We start from the raw sequence: 24,111 nt of genomic DNA on the forward strand, positions 1-24,111 counted from the left end.
GCTCGGTCATGGCCGATCGCTGCAAGCCATCGAGGTCTAGCCATATACTCGCATAGGAGAACGATGTCGACCGCTACCGCAATCCGCACCGAGTCCGCCGCCACGACGATGGCTGTTGAGGTGTCGGGTGCGTCGAAGATTTATGGAAGCTTTGCGGCACTGCGCAATGCAACAGTAAGCTTCCCCGCAGGCAGCTGCACGATGATCCTGGGCGAGAACGGCGCGGGTAAGTCTACGCTGCTGCGCGTGATCGCAGGCCTGATGACACCGACACGCGGCAAGGCAACGGTGTTCGGCAGCGAGCCGCATGATCATCGCCACCGCATCGCCTACATGAGCCACGCAACGATGCTGTACGACGAACTGACCGCGATGGAGAACCTGAGATACTTTGCGCGCCTGCACAAGGGCGAGGGCTGCGACTGCGTGGGCTCGCCTGAGATGGCGTTGCGCGCAGTGGGACTGGACCCGACGCTGAAGCGGCCCGTGGGGCAGTACTCGCAGGGCATGCGGCAGAGGACGTCACTGGCTCGCGTGCTGCAGACCGATCCAGAGCTGCTGCTGCTGGATGAACCCTTCTCGAACATGGACGTAGGCAGCTCAAGCCAGATGGTGGAGCTGCTGGCGGACTTTCGCACGTGGCCGGTCGCAGGCGGCAGAGCGAGAACGATCATCCTGACGACGCACCAGGCCTCGCTGGCCGAGCCGATCGCCGATCGCAAGATCATGATGCGACAGGGGCAGATCGTGGACGTCGTGGACGGGCTGCTCGGATGAAACATGCTGCACCACAGAAGACCAACGCGGCGCGCCTGCTGGACCAGTTGGGAATCAGTTATGAGCTGCGGGCCTACGAGGTCGATCCCGAGGACCTGACGGCGCTCTCCGTGGCCAAGAAGATCGGCCTGCCGCCGGAGCAGGTCTTCAAGACACTGCTCTCCTGCACCAATGCAGGAGAGCACCTGTTTGCCGTCATCCCCGGCGATGCAGAGCTGGACCTGAAGAAGCTGGCGCATGCGGCCGGTGCGAAGAAGGTCGAGCTGGCCTCGCTGAAGGACGTGGAGCCGCTGACGGGATATATCCGTGGCGGCGTAACGGTAATGGGAGCGAAGAAGCCCTTCCCTGCCTTCGCCGATGAGACCATCGAGCTGTTCGACGTGATCAGCGTCTCCGCGGGGCAGCGTGGACTACAGGTGCTGCTCTCTCCTGCGGACTACCTGCGGGCGGCGGAGGCGGCGATCGCCGACCTGACCAAGGCCAAAACGGAAGAGGCGCGGTGAGCTACTTCGGCTACGTCTTCGATCATTTGCTCAAGGACCTGCGCCTGGAGTGGCGTTCGCGCGATGCGATCAACGGCATGCTGTTCTTCGTGCTTCTGGTCGTGGTGGTCTTCGCCATCGCCTTCGACCCGGCGGGGTACCCGACGGTGACGCGGCAGATCTCGGGCGGCATCCTGTGGGTGGGCCTGCTGTTTGCCTCGATGACGGCGCTGAACCAGTCCTGGAGCCGCGAGCAGCGCAACCAGGTGCTGGAGGCGCAGCGGATGGCACCGTCGCCGGCCTCGGCGCTGTTTGTGGGCAAGGCACTGGCCAACATGGTCTTCGTGCTGGTCGTGGAGGCGGTGCTGGCGCCGGTCTTCGTGGTCTTCTTCAATTTGCAGGTACTTGGCAACGGCTGGCTGCTTGCCCTGATCCTGCCACTGGGGACATGGGCGCTGGTGGTCAACGGCACGTTCTTCGCGGCGCTGGGACTTCGCGCCCGCAACCGGGAGCTGCTTTTGCCGCTGATCCTGCTGCCGCTGTCGCTGCCTGCCATCCTGATGATGGTGCAGGCGACCACGGGCGTACTGACGGGCGATCTCGATCCGCTGCAGATCCGCAGCTGGATCACACAGTTGGCGGGATATGACGTCATCTACACGACGGTCTGCGTGCTGCTGTTCGAGACGGTCCTGAATGCTGAATAATGCCCTGGGACGAACGGCAGCCCTGCGCTGCGGTTCGCGGTAAAATAATAGTTACTGTGTCCCGTTCCCCGATACTTCGTAACGTCGCTGTGATCTGGTTGCTGGCAACCGTTGCGGTGCTGGTCGTGGGCTTCCGGCAGGCGATCTTTATCGCCCCCCCGGAAGAGACGATGGGCAATCTGCATCGCATCTTCTACTACCACTTTGCGCACGCGATCCTGAGCCTCGTCTTCCCCTATGTGAACCTGGGGGCCTCTCTGGCCTACCTGTACTGGCGCAGGCGCGATCCGCTGAAGGCGCTGAACGCCGACGCCCTCGCGGTGGCCTCGGCCGAGGTAACCGCACTGTACGCCGGTATCTGCCTGGCGACAGGCATGTTGTGGGGCAAGCCGGCATGGGGCATCTGGTGGGCATGGGATGCACGCCTGACCACGGAACTGCTGTTGTTCCTGCTGTACGTCAGCTACCTGCTGCTGCGACGGTTTTCGCCCACGGGGCAGACGAGCGCACTCTCGGCGGTTCTGGCGATCTTCGCCGGGATCGATGTACCGATCGTATACATGTCGATCCAGTGGTGGCGCACGCAGCACCCGGCACCGGTCTTCGGGCCGAACGGCGGCGGCATCGCTCCGCAGTTTGTTCCCGCCGTGCTGTGGAATCTGGCGGGTTGGACGATGTGGGGCATCTTTGTGATCGGCTTCCGCTATGCGATGGAACGCAGGCGGCAGCTGGCTGAGCAGGAGGCGGCGCTGATGGCGCTAGAGGCCTCGCTTGAGACACCGCAGTAGGCGAGACGCCGCAACAGACGAGACCGATACAACTTATGACCTGGAAAACTTTTTTTGATCTCTCGACGATGGCCCACAAACACCTTGTGTATGTGTATGTGGGAACGATTGCGCTGCAGCTTGGTTATGCGGGCTGGGTGGCGAAGCAGTGGGCCGCGCTGGGGCGGCATAACCGGTAAATTCCTCTTCTTTAAAAAAATCAACGAAGCTACAGAGGCCGTAGCTTCGTTGTCCGAGAAGGATTTTACAGACGATGTGAGAGCTCCCCATCTGGCAACTCCCCGCATCACATAGGTAGACACGCTGCCGCGTTGAAAGTTTCGCGGCATTTTATTTTTCCCTCCCGAGGGCTGCATGTGATTGATCTTTCGTCAGTCTTGCAGGCTTTGGGACCACCCCGATAGACTCGCACCAGTGCCAACAGCCTTCCATCGCCTGCGCGCCCTTGGGCCCGCCCTGCTTCCGTTCGCTCTGCTCCCCGTCTTCACAGGCTGCCGCCGCAACGGATTTCCGGACGTTCCTGCCGGTTATCACGAGTACGCCTACGTCACCAACGGCGCCTCCAACACGGTCACGGTGCTGGACCTGGTGGCGCTGCGGCCGGACCGCACGCTGCGCGTCGGCGACCAGCCGACAGGCATTGCGGTGAATCCGCGACGCAACGAGGTCTACGCCGTCAATACGCGGTCCGGCTCGGTGACGGTCATCGATGCCACGACCAACAGCGTCGCCGCCACGATCGGCGTGCACCGGCAGCCGTACTTCATCACGGTGGATGCGCAGGGTGGCCGGGCTTATGTGGCGAACTCGGGGTCGAACTCGGTGAGCGTGATCGACCTGGACGCGCGGCGCGAGATCGCCGTCGTCGGCACGGGCGAGCAGCCGGGCATGGCGCGCATCGCGCCGGATATGCGGTCGCTGGTGGTCTCGAATCGCAGGTCGGGCAGCGTCTCGGTATACAGCGTCGCGCCGTATATCTCGACCTACCGAGGACCCGGCGGAGGATCGCCGGAGGCCCCTGCGCCGACGGCACCTGCGCGTCCCACAGAGTCTGAGGGACCTGCGCTGAAGTTCCGGGCGGCGTTTCCGGGATGCCCGGGGGCAACGGACGTGCAGATTCTGCCGGACTCTTCCAAAGCCTTTGTCGCCTGCTCGAGCGGCCACCAGGTGATGGCGATCAGCCTGTCGCAGTCGCCCGACTCCTGGGCTGCGAAACAGAATCCAAATGCTCTGACCGATCACCTGCTGACGATGCTGGATGTAGGCAACACGCCGGTCCACCTGGCGATGAAGCCCGATGGAGGCGAGATCTTTACCTCGAACTTCTCCGATGACTCCATCTCGGAGCTTTCGACGTGGACCAACGAGGTGGGGGGCACCTACACGATCGGAAGCAAGCCGACGCATGGGATTGTGAGCCACGACAACTCAACGCTGTGGGTGGCGAACTTCGGCGCCGATCTGGTGAGCATCTACAGCATCGACGATGGGCGGCTGGTGACGACGATCCATACCGGCTCCGCGCCGGATGCGCTGGCCTTCTCGGCCGATGAACATCTGCTGCTGGTCGCCGACGCGCACTCGGGTGATGTCTCGGTGATCCGGACGCAGGGACGCCAGGGAGCGGCTCTGTTCACCATGCTGCCTGCGGGCGGTTCGCCGAACGATATCGCGGTGAAGTCCTACACTGTTCGCTGAAGCCGAAGCTGGAACGCGGCGTCCCTGCCTGCGGGTAAGGAACGCCGCTACACCTGTCGCGCGAGCACAAGGGTGATGTCGTCGGGCTGCTCTTCGGCGCCGATCCAGGCGTCGAGCGCCTGCATGACCTGGCTGGAGATGACGTGGAGGGGCTGGTCGCGGTAGCGGCTGACCACCTCCATGAGACGCTCTTCGCCGAACTCGCCGAAGTCGTTCTCCGGCTCGGTCACGCCGTCGGAATAAGCGACCATGATGTCGCCGGAGCGCATCTGGAAGCGATCTTCTTCGTAGCTCATGCCGTCCATCAGGCCGACGACGGTGCCTCCCTGGTCGAGGCGGCGCACAACATTGTCGCGGCCCAGCACCAGCGGCGGCAGCTGCCCCGCGTTGGAGTAGGTCAGCATGGAGCTATCCGCATCGTAGTGCGCGAGAAACAGAGTGGCGTACTTCTCCGGCTGCGTGGAGCGGTAGAGATGCCGGTTGAGCAGTGAGAGGATGCGGCCCGGCGACTGAAAGAGCTCGTCGCAGTCTCCTCCCTTTTCGTCGCGGCTGGCCAGCAGGCCTTCGACGGCAGACTCGCTGAAGACCAGCTCCTCGCTGGCGAAGCGGTAGGCACGGACGGCGGAGTGCAGGGTGGCCATCAGCAGCGCTGCGGAGATGCCCTTGCCGCTGATGTCGCCGATGGCGATGCCCACGCCGGTCTCGCGACGATCGGGGACGCCGTTATGGGCCTCTTCGTGGAAGATGAGGAAGTCGTAGTAGTCGCCGGAGACGGAGCGTGCGGGGCGGCAGATGCCGTGCAGCTCCAGCGTGGGCAGGCTGCGGATCTGACGCGGGAAGAGGTTGGCCTGTACCTCCTGCGCGATGGAGATCTCATTCTGCAGGCGCTCCTTCTCCTTCTGCTCTATGAGCAGACGCTGCAGGGAGAGGGTCATTTTGTTGAAGGAGCGGCTGAGCTCGGCGAGCTGGTCTTCGCGGGTGACACCGATGCGATGGTTGAAGTCGCCCTTGTCGATGCGGAGCGTGGCGTCGTAGAGATCGGAGACTGAGGCCGTCATGGTCTTGCTGAGGCGGATGGCCATGACGAGGGCCAGCAGTTCAATGAGAGCGAACAGAACGCAGAGCACGATAAGGCCGACGCGATAGGCGCTGGTGACGATGCCGCCGAGCGAGGCGCCGAAGAGCTGGTAGTAGAGCTGCGAGGGACGCGAGTCGACCTTGATGGGGATGTTGTCATGCTCGCCGGTATCCCAGTCGACGACGCCGATGGTGGAGAGGAAGTGGACCTGCGTGTCGATGAGACTGGCCTTGGGAGGCTGTGCGCCGCCGACGATGGCTGCCTGCCGTGCTACGCGGACGCGCTCGCGGGCACGGGCACGGATGCTGCCGGAGGGCCGCGGGGTGCTGGGTACGGCGTTCAGGGAGTCGGGCTCGCTGCCCCCCAGAGGCTCGGCGAAGATCTGCGTGCGGCCGAGGCCGCTGGCGATCATGTCCATCACCTTGCTGTCGACGATCAGGCTGTCGACGAGGCTTATCATGCGGCCATCGTTCATGCGCTCCTGATCGACGACGGTGAGATAAAGATCGTCGCCGTCGATGACCAGACCCTGGAATTGATGGCCCTTAAGCTCGGTGGCCCATGGCGGAAGTCCAAGAGGCATCTTGCCGTGGGTGCGGGTGGGGTCGAACGGGGCCCCGTTGATATAGACCGCCATGTCCCGATGCAGGCGAAGGCGGGTCGTCGTCGAGCCGTTGGCCGTATCGGCAGGCAAGTCGCCATTCGGAAGCGCCTGGCGGCTCTGCACCAGCTGAGCGAGGTGGCCAATGCGATGGGAGTTCTCGTTCGCCATCTGGTTCAGCTCTTCCTGAATGCGGGAGTCGGCGAGATGGATGGAGAACTGACCGGCGGCGACATAAGCCGAGATAAGTACGAGCGTGACGAAAAGAATGACCGGAGCGAGGCCGATCAGCAGGTAGGTGACGACCAGCTTATTGCGCAGGCTCCAGAGCATCTTGCGGCGCACGATGCGAACCGCCAGCGGAATGGCAACGCAGGCCAGTGCGATGCCGACGAGGATCTGGACGATGCTGAAGAAGGTTCCAATAGAGCCTGGAAGCAGCCGCAGCAGAAGCAGAAGACAGAACCATGAGGCCAGCCAGAAGGCGGCCCCGGCGAGCCCGGAGGGTGGTCTCCATCCTTTTTTCCCGGCGTCTGCTTGCGTCTGCATCGTCACTCTTTACCCTGACTGCTGCTTTCGGACTGAATTGCCTTCTTTACCTCTTCCCGCTTTGCCTGTCGCGCGACGCGGAGAGCATAGCGGGTTGCCGATACCTGTGCGCCTGCGAGCAGGAGCAGGCCGGTGAGGAAGGCCCACATCATCAGGCCAACCGAGATATAAAACGGACCGTAGACGGACTGGAAATCCAGCCACGGAAGGGCGCGTACGTACAGATACTTTGCGACCTCCCACAAAAGACCGACGATTAACGCCGTCGGCAGGACGGCACGCGCCGGAACTTTGCGGTTCGGGAGAATCCAGTAAATCAGAAAGAAGATCAGAATGCTCGCGCCGACGGCACAGATCCGCAAAAACCACGAGGCGGTCAGGTAATAGGCCGCATTTTCGGTATGACCGAAGAAGATCAGAGGAAGGATGGTCCTGGAGTTCGAAGTAAAGCCCACCGAGGCCAGCGCCAGCAGACCGACGGCGAAGGCCAAACCGAGCGAGACAGCCTGGTTGCGTAGATAGCTGCGATTTTCGCCCACACCCCAGACGTTGTTCAGGGCCACCTCCAGCGGAAGAAAGACTCCCGTGGAGCTGATGAGCAGCATCACGACGGAGAAGAACTGCACGCCTTTGCCGGGATGCGCCAGCAGCTGCATGTTGCGCATCACGAAGTCCTGCCCCACCGGCAGAAAGCCCCGCATCATGTCGCCGACCACCTGCTCCATGTTGCGGGAGTGGAAGACGCTGCGGCAGAGGGTGAGCAGAAGGACGATAAATGGAAACAGCGAAAGGATGGCGTTAGCCGCGACGCTGAAGGCGTAGGTGTGCACCTCGGTCTTCGCCATGTAACGCAGCAGCGCAACGATCTGTGCGCCTACGCCTGATTTGGGAACAGCGGGCTGAACCTGTTCGATGGGCAGGTCCGGCTCCGGCCGATTCTCCTGTCGGTCGTGCGGGGCGGCATTGGGCAGCGGTGACGCTTCCTGAGGTGGCCTTGTTGTACGTGGAACGATCGAAGACATATCCAGAAGACGGGGACGATGCGACTTCGGGTTGCTGCATTCCGGAGAGGCGCGTGGGTCAGCTTCGATGCTAGCAGAGTACGAGAGGCAGCATGCGGAGGTAGCGGCGTCAGGAAGGCGATATCGAGCTGCGGATCTTCTGTACGGCCCAGCGAGCTGTCTCGGCAAGCACATCGTCCTCACCCTGGCTCCACTGCTCCAGCTGCGGAAGGCAGCTCGGGTCGCCGCTGTTGCCCATGGCGACGGCGACGTTGCGATGGAGGCGTTTACGGCGCGTGCGCTCGAGCGGGGAGCCTTTGAACTGCTGGCGAAATCCTGGCGCGTCCAGCGAGGCCAGCCATGCGAGCGATGGGTTCACCAGCTCGGGCCGCGACGCCATACCTTGCTTTACGGAGACAGGTGCGCGACGGTTCCAGGGGCAGACATCCTGGCAGATGTCGCAGCCGAAGACCTGCCTTCCCATGGGTTCTCGAAGCTCCTCGGGAATCGTCCCTTTCTTCTCGATCGTGAGATAGGCGATGCAGCGGGAGGCATCCATCTGGCGCGGAGCGAGCAGGGCATCCGTGGGACAGGCATCGATACAGCGGGTGCAGCTGCCACAGCGATCCTGCGCAGGAATCGAAAGCGCATCGGCGGCGACAGGGAGCGAGGTGACGATGACCCCGAGCAGAAGCCACGATCCGAGTTGCTGATTGATGACGCAGGTGTTCTTGCCGATCCAGCCGATACCGGCACGCGCAGCAATATTGCGTTCGACCAGAGGCCCCGTATCGACGTAACAGCGCGTCTCGCAGGCGGCATGCTCATGGATGCGAGCCTCGACCTCACGAAGCCTGCTGAGAAGCTCATCGTGATAATCGGTGGGCTGAAGCGTTCTGCCCGGAACACCTGCCGGGGATTCCTGAGGCTCTTCCCTGCCGCTCCACGCATAACGTGCGATCCAGCCGGAGTCTACGGGCGCGTTGTCGATGGAGCGCGGCGCCGAGGCGTTGTAGTTCATCGCGCAGACCAGGACCGAGCGCGCCCAGGGCATGGCAGTCCGAACACTGGAGCGAAGCAGGGTTCCCTGCTCGTCGCGGCGCTTGAGGTACTCCATCTCGCCGGCGTGGCCCGCTTCGATCCATGAGGAAAAGCGGTCAGCATCGAGTGCGTCCGCCTGGCCGGGAGACTCGTCCAGAGAAGCGACCTCGGCCCGATCAAAGCCAACCGAGCGCGCGAGTTCGCGCACGGTCTGCTGCAAATCTCCGGTCCATGCCATCTCCACTCGAATACTCCTGCCGGTCCGTTGCCTCAAGGCCACATTCAGGGTAAATCGTTGTCAATAGGAGAGGTGGCAGCACGCGATATCCCCTTCTATTTCAGCAACGGCAATACTCAGGACGCACGCCGGAACACGGGCAGGAAGAACTTGCAGAACTCGATCACTCTCGTACGATTTAGCTTTCCATTCACCACATTTGTTGGAAATCTAACATCGCCCAGAGAGCTATATACCTTCGTACCCATGACAAAACCCAGGCCACATTGCTAGTTTATTAAGTGTAAGCACTTCACCTCCCCAGGTGCCTCTGAATGAATTACGTCTCATCCTCTCCATGCAAGAAATGTAGAGCCTCTAAAATTTTTCGCCGATCCCCCCGCGAAGGCTGGGAGAAACATCTTCGCCTTATCAGCTTTGGGGCTTATTCCTGCAAGGAATGCAGACGCCGCATTTATCGCTACACGCGGGGCGCCCGCACATTGGCTCCAAGCTAGAAAAGACGCAGTGTCGCTCACGCCGCACCGTTACCAGATTGAGAGAATCCGAAGCTCGCGCCTCATACACATGATGTGAGCATTCAGATGAATGCTGGGCATTATCGCTGCCTCGGCGCAGAGACCCCGCTGCTTGATCCGGGGCCTTGATCTATGCCTCTTTTGGGAAGCTGGCGCTTACGATTTCCGGCTTAATCCGATCACTCCATTGAAGTGATTGCGAGGTTGCGTTCCGTCCTCCGCTTAGATGTCGTCGGCGTCATCCACGACCATCGAGGGCAACAATGCAGGGCGCATTGTCCCAGTCGTAACCCATTACGCCTTACATGGCCAAACCAGCATGTCCCCAAGCCCCGAACTTATAGATAGGTGATAAGATAAATGCTACGGAGAGGTGGCAGAGCCCGGTTGAATGCACCTGACTCGAAATCAGACATAGTCGCAAGGCTATCGGGGGTTCGAATCCCTCCCTCTCCGCCATCAAACCCCTTTAAATCAAAAACTTACATCAAACATTCCACCATATAGTTTTGCCTGTCGTTCGCCTGCGGCAGAGTACCTGGATAGCAGGAAACAGGCTGTAACGCACTGGGTCTATGGCGCTGCTTTCCCTTCCACTTTGGTTTGAGCAGGCGAGGCTTCCCTTCATCCTTGGATGCTGGGCGTAACGGCTGGATACCACCCATCACGCCCAGTGATCAGTCGAGCTTTCTTAACTCTGCGCCGATTTTTTCCTCGTTCAGAGGAACGTATCCCTCGTCAGTATCTTTCTGTGACGCAATGATCGCCTGCCCCTTCCCGGACAGCAGCATCCGAATGTACTCCTTCACAAACGGATCGACAGGCTTGCCGGGTTCGCGATCGATGTACACATGCAGGTAGGCGGGAAATGCAACCTGCTCCGCCGACACGTTCTCGTACGTCGGCAATAGGAACGGCATACCTGCAGCAACAGCGACCGGCAAAGGACGCACCGAGGGTATCCTCGATGCATCGAAGAATCCCATAAGCGCCACGCCATAAGGATCCTCCGCAACCGCATCTCCAATGTCAGCAGGTTTGGGCAGGGCTTCGTAAGTCCGAACAAAGGTGCGATCTTCCAGGAACTGTGACCGGAATGCCAGCGTTCCTCCGCTGCCCTGATCGAGTCCGTAGATGTGAATCGCGCGCTTCGCCCACGGCCCCTTCACCCCTAGCTGCGACCACCGGGTGATCGAGCCGCCCTTCGCACCTTCCGTAAAGATCTGGCGCACCTGCTCTATCGTCAGCCCGGCAATCGGGTTCTTCGCATTCACATAGATGCCCGGAGGACTTTTGCGGCCTTCGCGCGGACCAAACGCTGCATAGCCTATGTGAATGTCGACGGGGTCATAACCATGCAAACGGTTGAACGCGAAGCGATCGTCCTCCCACATCGCACGTGCCATCGGAGCCATCGCCGAAACACCGCTCTGCAAAGCGGGTATGGCAACCGAGCTCCCCTTCATCACCGGCTGAAACTGCCGCTTGAATCCCGGATGCGTTTCGAGGAACAGTTGATCGAACTTCGTCATCATGTCCTCCCACCCGTCATTGCCCACAATCTGAACTCTGCCCTCGCGCGTGAGATACGACGCATTTTCCGGCACGGATACCGGAGTCGGCTTGTAAGCAGGAACAGCGGTCTGCGCAAATGCAGCACCCGAGAGTCCACAAACAGCAACACACTTCCACAAAGAACGAAACATTTAGTGATTTCCTTTCAAGAGCTAACGAGTCCAGGTAATCGAACCGATGAAGGTGCGAGGTGCTCCCGGAGCGATACGAAAGCGCGTGCTGCCGCCCTCGAAATAGCGGCGATCTCCAACGTTCTGCACGTTGAAGTTGACGTTGAGCCGGCTCGTATCGTGCAGTGTGCGCGAATAGGATAGATTCGTGTCCACACGTGCATAACCCGGGGTGAGATACGTGTTGCTCGCGTCACCGTAGCGACGGCCGGAGCCAAAGACACCGGCACCCACACCAAGGCCTTTCAGACCGCCGTTCGACAAGGTGTAATGGGTCCAGAAGTTTCCGGTGTGCCGCGGAGCGCCTGCGAGGAGATTCCCAACGGGAATGGTATTATCTCGCGTGACCTGCGGGATGTCGTACGCATATCCAGCGATGATGTTCCAGTTACGAGTGAGCTGAAGTGTGTTGTCCGATTCAATGCCCTTACTGCGTTGCTCTCCCACGCCAATGGAATAGCCGGAATGCACTGGGTCAGCCGTCAGCACGTTGGTCTGCTTGATCTGATACGCAGAGATCGTGGACACGTAGCGCTGCGATGGGTTCGTGAAGCGAATCCCCGTTTCCATCAATTCGCCGCGCGTAGGCTGATAGGGCGAGCTATCGAACGTCGTGCCGATCTGCGGTTGAAACGACTTCGCATAGGTCGCATAGAGCGAGACGATTTCCATTGGCTGATACACAATACCGGTACGAGGCGACCACGCGGTGTTGCGGCCGGATACGTGCGGAACATATGCGCCTCGAGCACTGAAATAGGTGTCCGTGATCGTCTTGGCAATGTCATACCGCGTGCCCAGCGTCAGCTTCAGATTTTTCCGCAGCTCAATCTGATCCTGCAGGTAGAACCCGCCATAGGCACCATCGGCGTTGTTCGAAAGGTTCATCTCGAGAACGCGCGCCGGCAGCGCTGCATAGTTGGGGTTGTAGAGATCAAGCGTGACTGCGCCAAGTGCAGTGGGCCTCGCCTTTGCATAGTTGGGATTGATCTCGCGATCAAGTTCGAAACCACCCAGGATCGTGTGCCCGATCGGCCCGGTTCGCAGGCGTCCCACGGCTTCGTTTATCCAGTAGTGCGTCTGGAAGTTCTGTTCCGAGGTGGAGTCGTTCAGCGTGATCGTGCGATTGTCTTTCGTTGAAAGCGACTGCGCGACGCGCGAGTTGTAGATCGACACGCCGACCGAGCTGCGCTCGTAACTGCGCAACACCCAATGGCTTCCTACAGTCTTATCGACACTGATGCCCACTTTGCCCTGGCGGTCCGGCGCGATGAGCTTGGGATCGTTCAGGTAGGTGCTGATGGAAACATTTGCAGGCCGTGTGCCGACCGCAATCAGTCCCTGGTCGTTCACCGAATTCTGAATAAGAAACTCGCTATAAAGCCTTACGGAGAGCGTGGGGTTCACAACCCATGTGACTACCGGCGCGACAAACGCCTTTTGCGTAAACACATAGTTGCGGAAGCTCTTCGTATCCAGTCCAGACACGGTAACCCGGTACAGCACCGACTGCTTCTTATTGAACGCACCGGTCCAATCAAGATTGAGTTGGTTGTAACGGAAGCTACCGCTGGTAAAGCTCGCGTTGAAGGCACGGTTTGGGCTTGGCGAACGGGTGACGACATTCACGACGCCACTCGGATCAAGTCGCCCGAAGACCATCGAAGAAGGTCCCTTCAGAACTTCAACCCGTTCCACGTTGCTCAGTTCCAGCGGCGCGCGATTCGAGTTCGGGTCGTTCCGAAAACCGTCCTTGAACTGGTTCATCGTCGTAAAGCCACGAATAGTAATGCTCTCGTATCGACCACCCGACGTCCACGGAATCACAACACCGGCGACATTCCGCAGCACGTCGTTCATGCTGCGCGCCTGCTGCTGGTCCAGCACCTGCCGCGACACAATCTGCAGCGACTGCGGCACATCCCGCAGCAATGTCTCCGTACGCGTACCAATGTCGGTGGCTGCGACAAGCGACCCGTTGGACGCGGAGACCGTCACGGTCTCTGCATTCGATCGCACAGCCAGTGTGATATCAAAATGCGATGCCGCGACTGACGCCATGACGTTGATCGTCCGTTCCTGCGCCTGGAACCCCTCCGCATCGGTATGCACGATGTAAGCCCCGGCAGGTACTTCAAAGTGAGCGACGCCCGTCTCATTGGTCTTCTCATCCTCTACCGCCGCTCCGCAGCTGAGCGAGAGGTGAGCTCCGGAAATAGATGCACCCTGGGCATCCGTGACCGACAGCTCAACCGCAGTCTTTGCTCCCACACAGACTGCGGGGGCGCTATCCACAGTCTGAGCAGCAACGTGCATGGCAGCCAACGGGCCGGCCCCCAGGGCCAGCAGTAAAGCCCTTGTATAGTTCCTTCTCATGGTGTCTTCCTTCCCTCTATGCAAGAGGTTGTTTTGTCGATCTCAACCCTGCCCGGTGCTTCGCCAAAAGACCACCGGGACACGGCGTTTATAAGCTGCCCAGTCGCTAAGCCGCTATGCTGTTTCGCATGCTCTGCGGTGTTCTGTGGGCACGCTTCTTCCTGCCTCGCCACGCAAACCAGCGACGAATCGAAAGGGAGAAGCCTGTCAACACCAGCAGCACGGTGCCCAGTGCTGTAAGAAGCGACACGGTCTGCCCGACAATCCCGAAGAGTTCTCCGGTATGAACGAAATGGGCCAGCAGCCGCCACCGCCTTGCGCGCGTGTTGTCCTGGTACCGTGTCCACTTCGAGACTTCCGCGGTCTTACGCGTCAACGACAACTGAGACTTCGTGCGCGGATCGCCACCATTCCCCTCATCCAACGTAAAGGCGATCTCCTTGCCCCTGGCAGGCGGCATGCGAAACATCAGGCTCGACCACGCCGGATCCTGCGCTGCAGCCTTGGCAATCAGTCGGTCGAGATCCTTGTAACGCTCCACCGGAAGTACGTCGGCCCTGGCTTCACGCTCTGCACGCGCCGGCGGCAGTGTCTCTCCCGCGACGCGATACAACAGGCCATTCGCCCACGCGTAAGCCATGATCAGTCCTGTGAGCACGATCGTCACCAATGGCAGAAACAGCCAGAAGCCAACCACTGTGTGCAAGCTCCACTCCGAGGTACGGCCAAGCCCCTTCCACTTCGGTACCAGGCCAACCCGCGCATGCTTCCACGTCCATTGCCGCGGCAACCACAGCACCAGACCACTCACCAGAAGAAACAAGAAGGCGAGTACGCAAGCGTTCTTGATCGAGCGCAAGCCTTCATTCTTCGTGCCAACAAAGGCGACATAGCGATGCAGATCATGGACCTGGTCGAAGAACCCGCGTAATTGTCCGGCGTTCGCATCCAGCACGGCCCCACTGCACGCATCGACCAGCAGCAGCCTACCGTGCGGGAAGGCAACTTCGGTAGGCCGGTGGTCGGCATACGACATCCATGAGGATGGCGCACCGTACCCAAGAGAGGCCGTGTTCGTCAGAATTTGGGAGGGAGTGACACAGCCCTGTGCAGGTGCCACGGCAGACACAAACTTATGCTCCGACCACCGGATGATCTGCGACCGGAAGGCGAGGATGCTGCCCGTAATGGCAAGAAACGCCACGACGCTGCCAACCGTGATACCAGTAAAAAGGTGTAACCAAAAGAGGATCCGTCGAGCGGTCATATCGCACCGCTTTGCGTTTGATCTGATCCAGAGAAGACGAAGCTGCTAAGGCGCATGATGGCATCCATAGCTGATCGTGCTCCACATGATCTATAGTGGTGGGCATTCGTCAGCCTTTCAAATGTTGTCGATCTCAGCCTCCTTCGGTACTTCGCCAAAAAGACAGCCGAGGAGGCTTTACTTGTAGCTCTTATCATATAGGACAAAAACAGTCCTCGTTCAGTCCGATTGAACTATAGGATTCATTAAGCGAACCTTAAGCCTCCCCACGATGTGGAGTGCCATAGATACCGGCAGTCGCCGGTTGGAACTTGGCGGCTCTAATTCTCTCCTCCATCTCTCACAAGCCGGATCTTTTGAGAAAAGCAAACCGGGCTTGTTCGCCTATCCGTATTGAGCTGGATGAGCTCTCGTGGGAGGACGCTGATTGACCAGCGAGACGCAACACTGATATATCAACCCTACAAACGAAAAAATGAATGCCGCCTTTTGCTTTGCAGCTGACTTGCGTGCGCATGGCGAACTTCTTCCCAGTTGAGATATGACCGTTCTAAAGCCACTTTATGTATAACGATTTCCTGTCGAAAGTCCGGCACTTGCTTGTAGCGCTTATCGCGATGCTGGCATTCGCTCCCTCTCTGCTGCTAGCCCAGGGAGACGCCTCTGCCGGCAGCAGGATCTTTGCGACGAACTGTTCGGGATGCCATGGTGCAGATGGCCGCGGCGGCGAGCGAGCGCCCGACATCGCGACAGACCCCAATATCAGCTCTATGGCAGACCCTGACCTGGCTGGCTTTGTGAGGAATGGTGTGGCGGGCGCGGGAATGCCTGCATTCGGCTATCTGGGCGATGACGGCATTCGTAACGTCGTCGCATACCTTCGACAGCTGCAGGGGAGGACAGGGCAGGTAAAGGTCACGGGAGATAAGTTCGCAGGCAGGTCGTTGTTCCACGGAGAAGCGGGATGCGCAAAATGCCACATGATGCACGGAGAGGGTGGATTCATGGCAAGCGACCTCTCCTCCTACGGCAGCGGTGCCCCGGTGAAGCGGATACGGACAGCCATCCTCGATCCCGCCACCATCGTGACGCCGAACTCTGAAGTCGTAGAAGTTGCGAATGGTGCGGAAGTTCTACGCGGCGTGTTGCGGTCAGAGGATAACTTCAAGGTCATCGTTCAGACGGAGGATGGGAGCTTTCACAGATTCGCGAAGTCCGCTGTAAAGGTGACGTACACGGGCCACACCATGATGCCGGCCGATTACAAGAGCAGGCTCTCCGAGAGGCAGTTGAACGACATCGTCAGCTACCTGGTGTTATCGGCCAGCAAGATCGATCCCGCAACAGCGGGCAACAAACACGGTGAACAGTGATAAGAACACGGGTCAAAAAAAAGGCAACGGGGTATCTGCCCTACGCAGAACCGAAGGGTGCGAGATGAGCACTCAGCTTTGGAAGAGCGTTCTGCGGTCTGCCGCGTGTGGCATGCTCGCCGCGTGTGGGGTTGCATCAGCAATAGCCCAAGAAAAAAATCAGGAAAGCGGCATCGTCACCACCGAGATGCTGCGCAGCACAACGCTCCGGCAGAACTGGCCTTCCTATAACGGCGACTACACGGGACGCCGCTACTCCAGCCTCACGCAGGTGACGCCGCAGAATGCGGGGCAGCTTATGGTGAAGTGGGTCTTTCACAGCCGCAACGCAGGCATCCTCGAAGCCACGCCGGTCGTCGTGGATGGCGTGATGTATATGACGGGCTCGAATGATGCCTATGCCCTCGATGCGGTGACGGGCAAGGTGCTATGGCATCACCAGCGGTCCGTGACACAGGGACTCATCGACGATGCTTCGGGGCACATCAACCGCGGCGTCGCGATCCTGGGGCATCGTCTTTACATGGAGACGGACAACGCTCATCTGCTCTGCCTGGACGCGCGATCGGGAAGCCTGCTCTGGGATGTGGCCTATGCTCCGGGAAACAAGAACTACGGAGCAACCAGCGCACCGCTGGTTGTGAAGGACAAAGTTCTTGTCGGGACATCGGGCGGCGACGACGGTGTGCGCGGATTTATTGCGGCATTCGATGCAACGACCGGCAAAGAGGCGTGGAGATTCTGGACGATTCCTGCACCGGGCGAGCCAGGCTCAGAGACCTGGCCAAAGGGCTCGGCCTATCAGCATGGCGGCGGAACAACGTGGATGCCAGGCACCTACGACCCGGAGCTCAACACGATCTACTGGGGCACAAGCAATCCTTCACCGGACTTCGATGGCAGCGTGCGCGAAGGCGACAATCTTTACACGAACTGCGTCCTGGCTCTCGATCCCGATACCGGCAAGCTGAAGTGGCACTTCCAGTTCACGCCACACGACCTGAACGACTTCGATGCAACCGAGACACCCGTACTGATTGATGCCGCCCTCAAAGGCAAGAAGCGAAAGCTGTTGGTACAGGCAAACCGTAACGGCTTTCTGTATGTGCTCGATCGAGAGACAGGCGCGTATCTCCAAGCTACGCAGTTTGTGAAGGTGCAAAACTGGGCCAAAGGGATCGACGCAAACGGACGCCCCATTCGCACGGATCTGATCCCGATGGAGGAGGGCACGCGGATGTGCCCAAGCTATGCAGGCGGAACAAACTGGTATTCCCCCACATATAGCGAGCACATGCGGATGTTCTACTTCATCTCGCAGGAAGACTGCAGCGTGTACAAGGCGAAGCCCGAAGGCTTCGAAGAGGGACATGCGTACTACTCGACCGGAGCAACCCATCTGCCCACAGAGCTGAACCGGAAGTTTCTCAATGCATATGATCTAAGCACTCAGAAACGAGTGTGGAGCTACGAGCAGGTGGGCGACACGCGCAGCTTCGCCGGGGTTATGAGCACGGCAACGGGGCTGGTTGCCTTCGGTAATCCTGCCGATGAGTTTGAAATCGTGGATGGGCGCGACGGCCGTTCCCTCTGGCACTTCAACACCGGCCAGCAGGTGCATGCGTCTCCGATGAGTTATGCAGTCGATGGCAAACAGTACTTTGCCATTGCAGCCGGAAGCGATCTTTTCACATTCGGCCTGCCGGACTCAGCGGTAGGCATACACACAGGTAAGACGGGCAGGCGAAAGCCAACGAAGTGAATCTATTTCTCCGAACTTTAAGACAGCTCATCCATTAGCGTTTTTTTGGATTTTTCAACTTATGGATTGGCTCTTTTGTCTGAATGACCCTGGAATGCAGCTGCGACTCGTGCTGCTTGGTTTGTTCATTCAACAGTAATGCTGTTGCGTCCAAGATGTGATCCCTCATCAGATCTGCCGCCTCATCTCCTTTGCGCTGCTCAATCGCACGCATGATCGGCTTATGAAATGAGAGAGTATGCTCCAGCTCAACCAAGTGGGACGTCACCAGAATCATCTTTGCCATTGCATGGTGAATCGTCTGAAACAGACTACTCGCCGTACGATTTTTTGAAGCCTGAAAGATCGCTCGATGAAAGAGCAGGTCCGAGGATACAAGTTTCAACCGATCCTGCGAACTGGATTCCAGGTCTCGAATTGACTTCTTCAACAGAGCAATATCATCTGCGGTGGCACGCTGCGCCGCAAGGCGTGCAAGGCCTGGTTCCATCAGCAGTCGCAGCTCCGTCAGCTCTTCGACCGACGTGTCGTCGAGCAAGAAGAGAAACTGCAGTGGAACAGCAAGAATGGTTGAAGTATCCGTGTTCAGATAACTGCCGTCGCCAACTTTTTGCGTGATGATCCCCATGATCTCAAGCACCTTCAGAGCCTGGCGCAGCGATGAGCGCGCCACGTTGAAGTGCGCCGCCAGCTCCCTCTCTGAGGGCAAGCGCGTACCCTGCGTCAAAACCCCTTCACGCAGTAGTTCCTGAAACCGCTGAATGAGTAACTGGGTAACATTCTCCTTGCTTCCGGTCAAAGAAGTTGGAAGCAAGGGCTCATCGATCATTTTCTTCGCCTGACGCATACACGCATATTCAGCGAGGGCCGTCCCGATCGTCAATCGCTATCCCACGCCAGGACGCAGACAAAGGGAATTCCTGCCATCCGTCTTCCCTCCAGGCGCCTATCTGTCGATCTATCGGAAGAAAGTCTTGACAGATTTTTCTCAAAGGTAGTACCTTTCGCTGCGTTTCGTAACCCTTCACTTTTCGGGGTTGAACGGCTGGAGGCCGCAGGTATGTTTTGCAGAAGCCCAAAGATACTATCCGTGCTCGCGATGCTGATCATGAGTTTGGCATCGCTCAGTGACATCGCTCTCGCCCAGGTTGAGCAAGGCCGATTTGTCGGCCACATTCAGGATCCCACGGGAGCCATTATCGTCGGAGCCAGCATTGAGGCGACAAATGTTGCCACCAACATCATGCAGCATGCCGAGACGAACGAAGGTGGAGATTTCGTCATCACGCCTGTGCTGGCTGGAAACTATACCCTTGCGGTCACGGCACAGGGTTTTCAGCGGGCAACGACCAAGGTCATAGAGGTCCAAGTAGGACAGATTGTCCGTCAGGATCTTGTATTGCCCATTGGTACTGCCAATATGACGGTTGAGGTAACCTCTACTGCCCCATTGCTTTCAACGGATTCGGCTACTGTCGGCACCGTCATCACGAATAAGCAAGTCGTTGAGTTGCCTGTAAACGGTCGTGGCTTCTATCGGCTTGCGCAGCTCACACCAGGCGCTGCGCTGCTGCCGCCTACCGGCAACTCGCTCGCCATTCGTCCTGAGGTTGTCAACGGAAACGTCATTAGCGGGATTCGCGGCAGTGCAACCTCGTTCCTCATGGATGGTGTCGACGTCAGCGAACAGCATCAGGGTGGCACCTTCATCCAGACTTCGATCGATGCTCTGCAAGAGTTTTCGGTCGTGCAAAGTCCTTATTCGGCGGAGTACAACCGCGGCGGCGCCTTCTTCAACGCGACAACTAAGCCGGGAACCAATCGATACCACGGCGTCCTCTTCGAGTTTCTGCGTAACGATGCCCTGGATGCTCGCAACTACTTCTCGCTCACCCGTCAACGGCAGAAGCGAAATCAGTTCGGTGGCAATCTTGGCGGACCGCTAAGCGTTCCACATCTGTACAACGGCAGGGACCGCACGTTTTTCTTCTTCAACTTCGAGGGCCAACGCCTGCGCACTGGCCTTGTCAACAACATCATCGTTCCATCTGATGCCCGCCGCGCCGGAAACTTCTCCGATCTTCTTGGCTCGAACAGAATCATCTACGACAGAACTAATCTCGTCGGCGGTGTTCCTCAGCCGTTCCCGGGAAATATCATTCCTGCAAGCCGCCTCTCTCCGCAGGCGCTTGCCATTCAGCAGTATTACCCGCGCCAAAACACCGCGACTGGGACCAACAGCACTGCCCCCTCGCAGTCGATCGATTTCAACCAGTACATCGTCCGCCTGGATCACCAGATCACACCGAAGAATCGTCTGTTCGCGCGTTGGGTTTATATCCAGCAGAAGGAAGTCGATCCCAACTCCTCAGTGGCCCTGGGCAATGCGGCCCTGACGTCCTGGGGGCAGGACATCGCCGTTGGCGTGATATCCAACGTTGGCTCAACCATGGTCAACGAAGCACGCGCGCACTTCCTCCCCAGCCACGTCCGCCTGCAGGGTTTCCTGCAGGGACCTGATTGGAACGGAATCTTCGGCGTCAGCGGGTTCAGCGATCTGCTGCGGCCGGGTGTCGGCGGCGTCTTTCCTGACTACGCCTGGAGCGGCTATGGCTCCCTGCAGGGTTCGGGATTCGATCAGCGCCCGAAGTCGCAGGACCGCAAGGCCTTCGAAGCAACCGATAACTTCACCATCCTCAAGGGCAAGCAGGCGATTAAGTTCGGCGTGCTCTTCCGCTACTATCAGTGGCTCGGCTACGACAGTCAGAACTTCGCCGGCTCCTCCACCTTCAACGGCAACGCCACCGGTAACAACACGACCAGCGGCGATGCCTATGCCGATTTTCTGCTCGGCTATCCCTCTGCCGTTGTCAGAGCCTATCCAGCAGATAACTTCGGCGGCCAGGGCCTCTACAAGCAGTTCTTCGTGCAGGACGACTACCGCGTCAGCGATCGGCTTACCATCAACATGGGTCTTCGCTACGAGTATTCGCCCTGGCTCGACGGATATAAGGGGCAGATCGGAACCTTCGACCCCACGCAGTCGAAGCCCATCATCGTCTCAGGTACAGGTACGGTGCCGGACCTCACCAGTCAGTTTGCTGCACCTGCTGCCTACCAATACTTTGGACAGTACATTCAGACCAGCAGTCAGGCAGGCCTTCCTCTAAACCTCACCTACACCAACAAGACGCAGTTTGCGCCACGGGTAGGCATCTCATTCGGCGTAGATCGTAAAACCGTCATACGCGCCGGCTTCGGAATGTTCTACGAACCGGAAGGCACCGGCGGTCGCGTCAATCTGAACACGCTTCCGTATCGGCTGTCGGAGACGATCAATCAGACACAAAATGTCACCCCCACCCGCTCGCTTGCGAACTACTTCCTCGGCTCCCCGCTCGGTTCGGCGACCTCCACTCCGTCGCTTGGGCCAACGCGGACCCACCTCAGCATGGGAACCAATATCCATTACAGTCTGAACGTGCAGCGACAGTTCACAGATCACGATCTCTTTGAGATCGGGTATGTTGCGAATCGTGGCGTCCATCTGAGTTCCAGCAATGACGCCAACGTTCCACTGGTGCCGGGCACAGGCGCAATCCAGGCACGCCGGCCTTACCCATTGTGGAGCGGCATCACCTATCAGACGCAGGATATGTCGAATCACTACGACTCCCTGCAGACCAAGTTCGAACACCGCTTCAACCGCGGTTTCAGCGCTCTGGTCGCCTACACCTACTCCAAGACGCTGCAGTATAACCAGGCATCCGTCCTTGGAGGAAATACAGCGTACGAATATGCCCGCGCACCCTATGACATTCCTCACAATGTCGCGATCAGTGGCAGCTATCAGCTCCCCTTCGGCCACGGCCGCACCTACCTCAACCGTACCAATGGATTCGTCGATGCCCTCATCGGCGGATGGCAGGCCCAGACGATCCTGGTCGTCCGCAGCGGAACTCCGTACACGCCCATCATCTCCTCCGACCGCGCCAACACCGGCGTCGGCTCGCAACGTCCGAACCTCAATCCCGCAGGCGGCAATCCGAATTTCAAGCGGTCGCTCGGCGCATGGTTCGACAGAACGCAATATGTCGTCGCTCCAAACTTCACTTACGGTCAGGTGCGCGCAAACACATTGCGCTCCGGAACCTACAACCAGTTTGACGCCTCCATCTTCAAAAACTTCTCGCTCCCAGGTGAGAGCACGCTATCCTTCCGTGCAGAGCTTTTCAACTTCCCCAACACTGTCAGCTTCAACGCTCCCAGCAACGTGACCATCGACAACGCGGCTGCGGGACAGGTCACCAGCTCCTCCAACACACCGCGTCAAATCCAGTTCGCACTCAAGTACAACTTCTAACCAGACGAGGACCAGCTTGCTCAATACTGCATACATGAAGAACTCTCTCATTGCCTCTCTCATCGTCTGTTCAGCACAGGCGGCGCTCGCGCAGGGGGTAGTCCCTCCTGCGCCGGCAGCTTCTACCGAGAGCCCGGCCATCATCACAGTCGACCTCGCCAGCAAGGTTGGTCCATACAAGCCCATCTACAGCTGGTTTGGCTACGATGAGGGCAACTACACCACCATGAAGGACGGTAAAGTCCTGCTGCGCGAGCTCAAAGACCTCAGCCCCGTGCCCGTCTACATCCGTGCGCATCATCTCCTCACCTCCGGCGACGGCAAGGCCGAGCTGAAGTTCAGCTCCACCAACGTCTACACCGAAGACGCCTCCGGCAAGCCCGTCTACGATTTCAAGATCCTCGACGGCATCTTCGACGAGTACAAGGCCGCCGGCGTCCGTCCCATGGTGGAGTTCGGCTTCATGCCCAAGGATCTTGCCGCAGACCTGCCCGACCGCAAAGTCCCCTACCAGGTTCACTACCCCAAGAGCGCCATCAGCGGAGCGTCTAACAATCCCCCCAAGGACTACAAGAAGTGGGGCGAGCTCATCCGCGTCGTCACCGCGCACTTCGTCGAACGCTACGGCCGGGAGACCGTGCTCCAGTGGTACTTCGAGGTCTGGAACGAGCCCGACATCGACTACTGGCATTCCACCCCCGAGGACTACTGGAAGCTCTACGACTACGCCGTCGCCGGTGTAAAGTCCGTCCTTCCCGGCGCGCACGTCGGAGGCCCAGCCACCACCAGCCCCTCCAATGAGAAGGCTTACAACTATCTCAAGGGTTTCCTCGATCACGTCCAGTCGGGCAAGAGCCTCGCTGACGGCAAATCCATACCGCTTGATTTCATCTCCTTTCACGCTAAGGGATCGCCAAAGATCGTCGAGAATCGCGTCACCATGGGTATCAACCACGAGCTGGCGGATGCCGACCGCGGCTTTTACCTCATCTCGCAATACGCGAAGTACCGAGGCCTCCCCATCATCATCAGCGAAGCCGACCCCGAGGGCTGCGCCGCATGCTCCTCACGCGTCAACCCCGCCAACAACTACCGCAACGGCACACTCTACCCCGCCTATACCGCAGCCGCATACAAGGCGCTCTTCGAGCTGCAGGACAAGCACAAAGTCAACCTGCTCTCCATGCTCAGCTGGTCCTTCGAGTTCGAAGACAAGGACTACTTCGAAGGCTTCCGGTCCCTCTCCACCAACGGCATCAACAAGCCAATCCTCAATCTCTTCCGTATGTTCGGCCTCATGTCCGGCACGCGTGTTGCGACCACCAGCACAGCAAGCGTTCCTCTGGAAACACTGGTCAAGACCGGCGTTCGCGAGAAGACGGATGTTGATGGCATGGCGGCTATCGACGATCGCAAAGCGACCGTCCTGCTCTGGAACTATCACGATGCCGATCAGCCTGCTGCAGCCACGCCAACAACCGTCGAGCTCAGCGGCTTTCCAGCAGGCATCAAACGAGTCCTCGTGCAGCACTACCGCATCGACGACACACACAGCAACGCCTACACCGTGTGGAAGTCGATGGGCTCACCCCAGCAGCCGACAACCGAGCAGTACGCGCAGTTGCAGGCCATCGCCGGACTACAGCTGCTGACCTCACCCGTATGGGTGGATGTCGTCGGGGGCAAGCTCAATCTCCCTACCGAGCTTCCCCGTCAAAGCATCTCGCTTATGAAGATTACCTGGTAG

Annotated in this window: 17 protein-coding genes and 1 tRNA gene; 11 read left to right on the top strand and 7 right to left on the bottom strand. The window is 59.1% G+C overall.

Annotated elements, in window-relative coordinates; translation table 11 throughout:
- Window positions 1–63 precede the first annotated feature (63 nt).
- The 6 genes from PW789_RS12190 (at window position 64) to PW789_RS12215 (ending at window position 4,452) form a co-directional block, all read left to right on the top strand.
- Entirely contained in the window at window positions 64–777 is a 714-nt protein-coding gene (locus tag PW789_RS12190; protein WP_299376611.1) for an ABC transporter ATP-binding protein, read from the top strand.
- Window positions 774–1,280, top strand: coding sequence for a Cys-tRNA(Pro) deacylase (gene ybaK / locus PW789_RS12195; protein ID WP_299376614.1), 507 nt, complete (start codon window positions 774–776; stop codon window positions 1,278–1,280). The genes PW789_RS12190 and ybaK overlap by 4 nt, the downstream gene beginning before the upstream one ends.
- The gene (locus tag PW789_RS12200; RefSeq protein ID WP_299376617.1) at window positions 1,277–1,966 is read left to right on the top strand and encodes a heme exporter protein CcmB; all 690 of its coding nucleotides are present in this window, start codon (window positions 1,277–1,279) and stop codon (window positions 1,964–1,966) included. Before ybaK ends, PW789_RS12200 begins: the two co-directional genes overlap by 4 nt.
- A gap of 56 nt (window positions 1,967–2,022) precedes the next feature.
- The gene (gene ccsA, locus PW789_RS12205) at window positions 2,023–2,754 is read left to right on the top strand and encodes a cytochrome c biogenesis protein CcsA (RefSeq protein ID WP_299376620.1); all 732 of its coding nucleotides are present in this window, start codon (window positions 2,023–2,025) and stop codon (window positions 2,752–2,754) included.
- A 35-nt stretch (window positions 2,755–2,789) separates the two neighbouring features.
- Window positions 2,790–2,933 carry a hypothetical protein gene (locus tag PW789_RS12210; RefSeq protein WP_299376623.1) on the top strand — a complete coding sequence of 48 codons (144 nt, stop codon included), beginning with the start codon at window positions 2,790–2,792 and terminating at the stop codon, window positions 2,931–2,933.
- Between the two features lie 235 nt (window positions 2,934–3,168).
- Window positions 3,169–4,452: a YncE family protein gene (locus tag PW789_RS12215; RefSeq protein ID WP_299376626.1), complete on the top strand. Its 1,284-nt coding sequence runs from the start codon at window positions 3,169–3,171 to the stop codon at window positions 4,450–4,452.
- A gap of 47 nt (window positions 4,453–4,499) precedes the next feature.
- Here PW789_RS12215 and PW789_RS12220 read toward each other — a convergent pair whose 3' ends face one another.
- The 3 genes from PW789_RS12220 to queG all read right to left on the bottom strand — a co-directional run bounded on the left by PW789_RS12220 (window position 4,500) and on the right by queG (window position 8,960).
- Window positions 4,500–6,680 carry a SpoIIE family protein phosphatase gene (locus PW789_RS12220; RefSeq protein WP_299376629.1) on the bottom strand — a complete coding sequence of 727 codons (2,181 nt, stop codon included), beginning with the start codon at window positions 6,678–6,680 and terminating at the stop codon, window positions 4,500–4,502.
- A gap of 2 nt (window positions 6,681–6,682) precedes the next feature.
- Window positions 6,683–7,702, bottom strand: a complete 1,020-nt coding sequence (locus PW789_RS12225; RefSeq protein ID WP_299376632.1) for a YihY/virulence factor BrkB family protein — start codon at window positions 7,700–7,702, stop codon at window positions 6,683–6,685.
- Window positions 7,703–7,811: 109 nt separating this feature from the next.
- Window positions 7,812–8,960: a tRNA epoxyqueuosine(34) reductase QueG gene (gene queG / locus PW789_RS12230; protein ID WP_299376635.1), complete on the bottom strand. Its 1,149-nt coding sequence runs from the start codon at window positions 8,958–8,960 to the stop codon at window positions 7,812–7,814.
- Window positions 8,961–9,845: 885 nt separating this feature from the next.
- Between queG and PW789_RS12235 the strand changes: the two genes are divergently transcribed.
- A tRNA-Ser gene (locus PW789_RS12235) sits at window positions 9,846–9,937 on the top strand.
- A 218-nt stretch (window positions 9,938–10,155) separates the two neighbouring features.
- On the opposite strand, the gene PW789_RS12240 is transcribed toward PW789_RS12235, so the two are convergent.
- From PW789_RS12240 to PW789_RS12250, 3 genes are all read right to left on the bottom strand, one after another.
- Complete coding sequence (locus tag PW789_RS12240; protein WP_299376638.1) at window positions 10,156–11,184, bottom strand: substrate-binding domain-containing protein; 1,029 nt, start codon at window positions 11,182–11,184, stop codon at window positions 10,156–10,158.
- A 21-nt stretch (window positions 11,185–11,205) separates the two neighbouring features.
- A complete protein-coding gene (locus PW789_RS12245) occupies window positions 11,206–13,494 on the bottom strand; it encodes a TonB-dependent receptor (RefSeq protein WP_299376639.1) in 2,289 nt (762 codons plus the stop codon).
- Between the two features lie 211 nt (window positions 13,495–13,705).
- Entirely contained in the window at window positions 13,706–14,866 is a 1,161-nt protein-coding gene (locus tag PW789_RS12250; RefSeq protein WP_299376641.1) for a PepSY domain-containing protein, read from the bottom strand.
- A 596-nt stretch (window positions 14,867–15,462) separates the two neighbouring features.
- Here PW789_RS12250 and PW789_RS12255 point away from each other — a divergent pair.
- Window positions 15,463–16,239: a c-type cytochrome gene (locus PW789_RS12255; protein ID WP_299376644.1), complete on the top strand. Its 777-nt coding sequence runs from the start codon at window positions 15,463–15,465 to the stop codon at window positions 16,237–16,239.
- Window positions 16,240–16,303: 64 nt separating this feature from the next.
- Window positions 16,304–18,001, top strand: a complete 1,698-nt coding sequence (locus tag PW789_RS12260) for a PQQ-binding-like beta-propeller repeat protein (RefSeq protein ID WP_299376647.1) — start codon at window positions 16,304–16,306, stop codon at window positions 17,999–18,001.
- Between the two features lie 34 nt (window positions 18,002–18,035).
- Here PW789_RS12260 and PW789_RS12265 read toward each other — a convergent pair whose 3' ends face one another.
- Window positions 18,036–18,848 carry a FadR/GntR family transcriptional regulator gene (locus tag PW789_RS12265; protein ID WP_299376650.1) on the bottom strand — a complete coding sequence of 271 codons (813 nt, stop codon included), beginning with the start codon at window positions 18,846–18,848 and terminating at the stop codon, window positions 18,036–18,038.
- Window positions 18,849–19,109: 261 nt separating this feature from the next.
- On the opposite strand from PW789_RS12265, the gene PW789_RS12270 reads away from it, so the two are divergent.
- Window positions 19,110–22,364, top strand: coding sequence for a carboxypeptidase-like regulatory domain-containing protein (locus tag PW789_RS12270; protein ID WP_299376653.1), 3,255 nt, complete (start codon window positions 19,110–19,112; stop codon window positions 22,362–22,364).
- A gap of 16 nt (window positions 22,365–22,380) precedes the next feature.
- Window positions 22,381–24,111, top strand: a complete 1,731-nt coding sequence (locus tag PW789_RS12275; protein ID WP_299376656.1) for a beta-xylosidase — start codon at window positions 22,381–22,383, stop codon at window positions 24,109–24,111.

The sequence above is a fragment of the Edaphobacter sp. genome (assembly GCF_028283685.1).
Lineage (GTDB): Bacteria > Acidobacteriota > Terriglobia > Terriglobales > Acidobacteriaceae > Edaphobacter.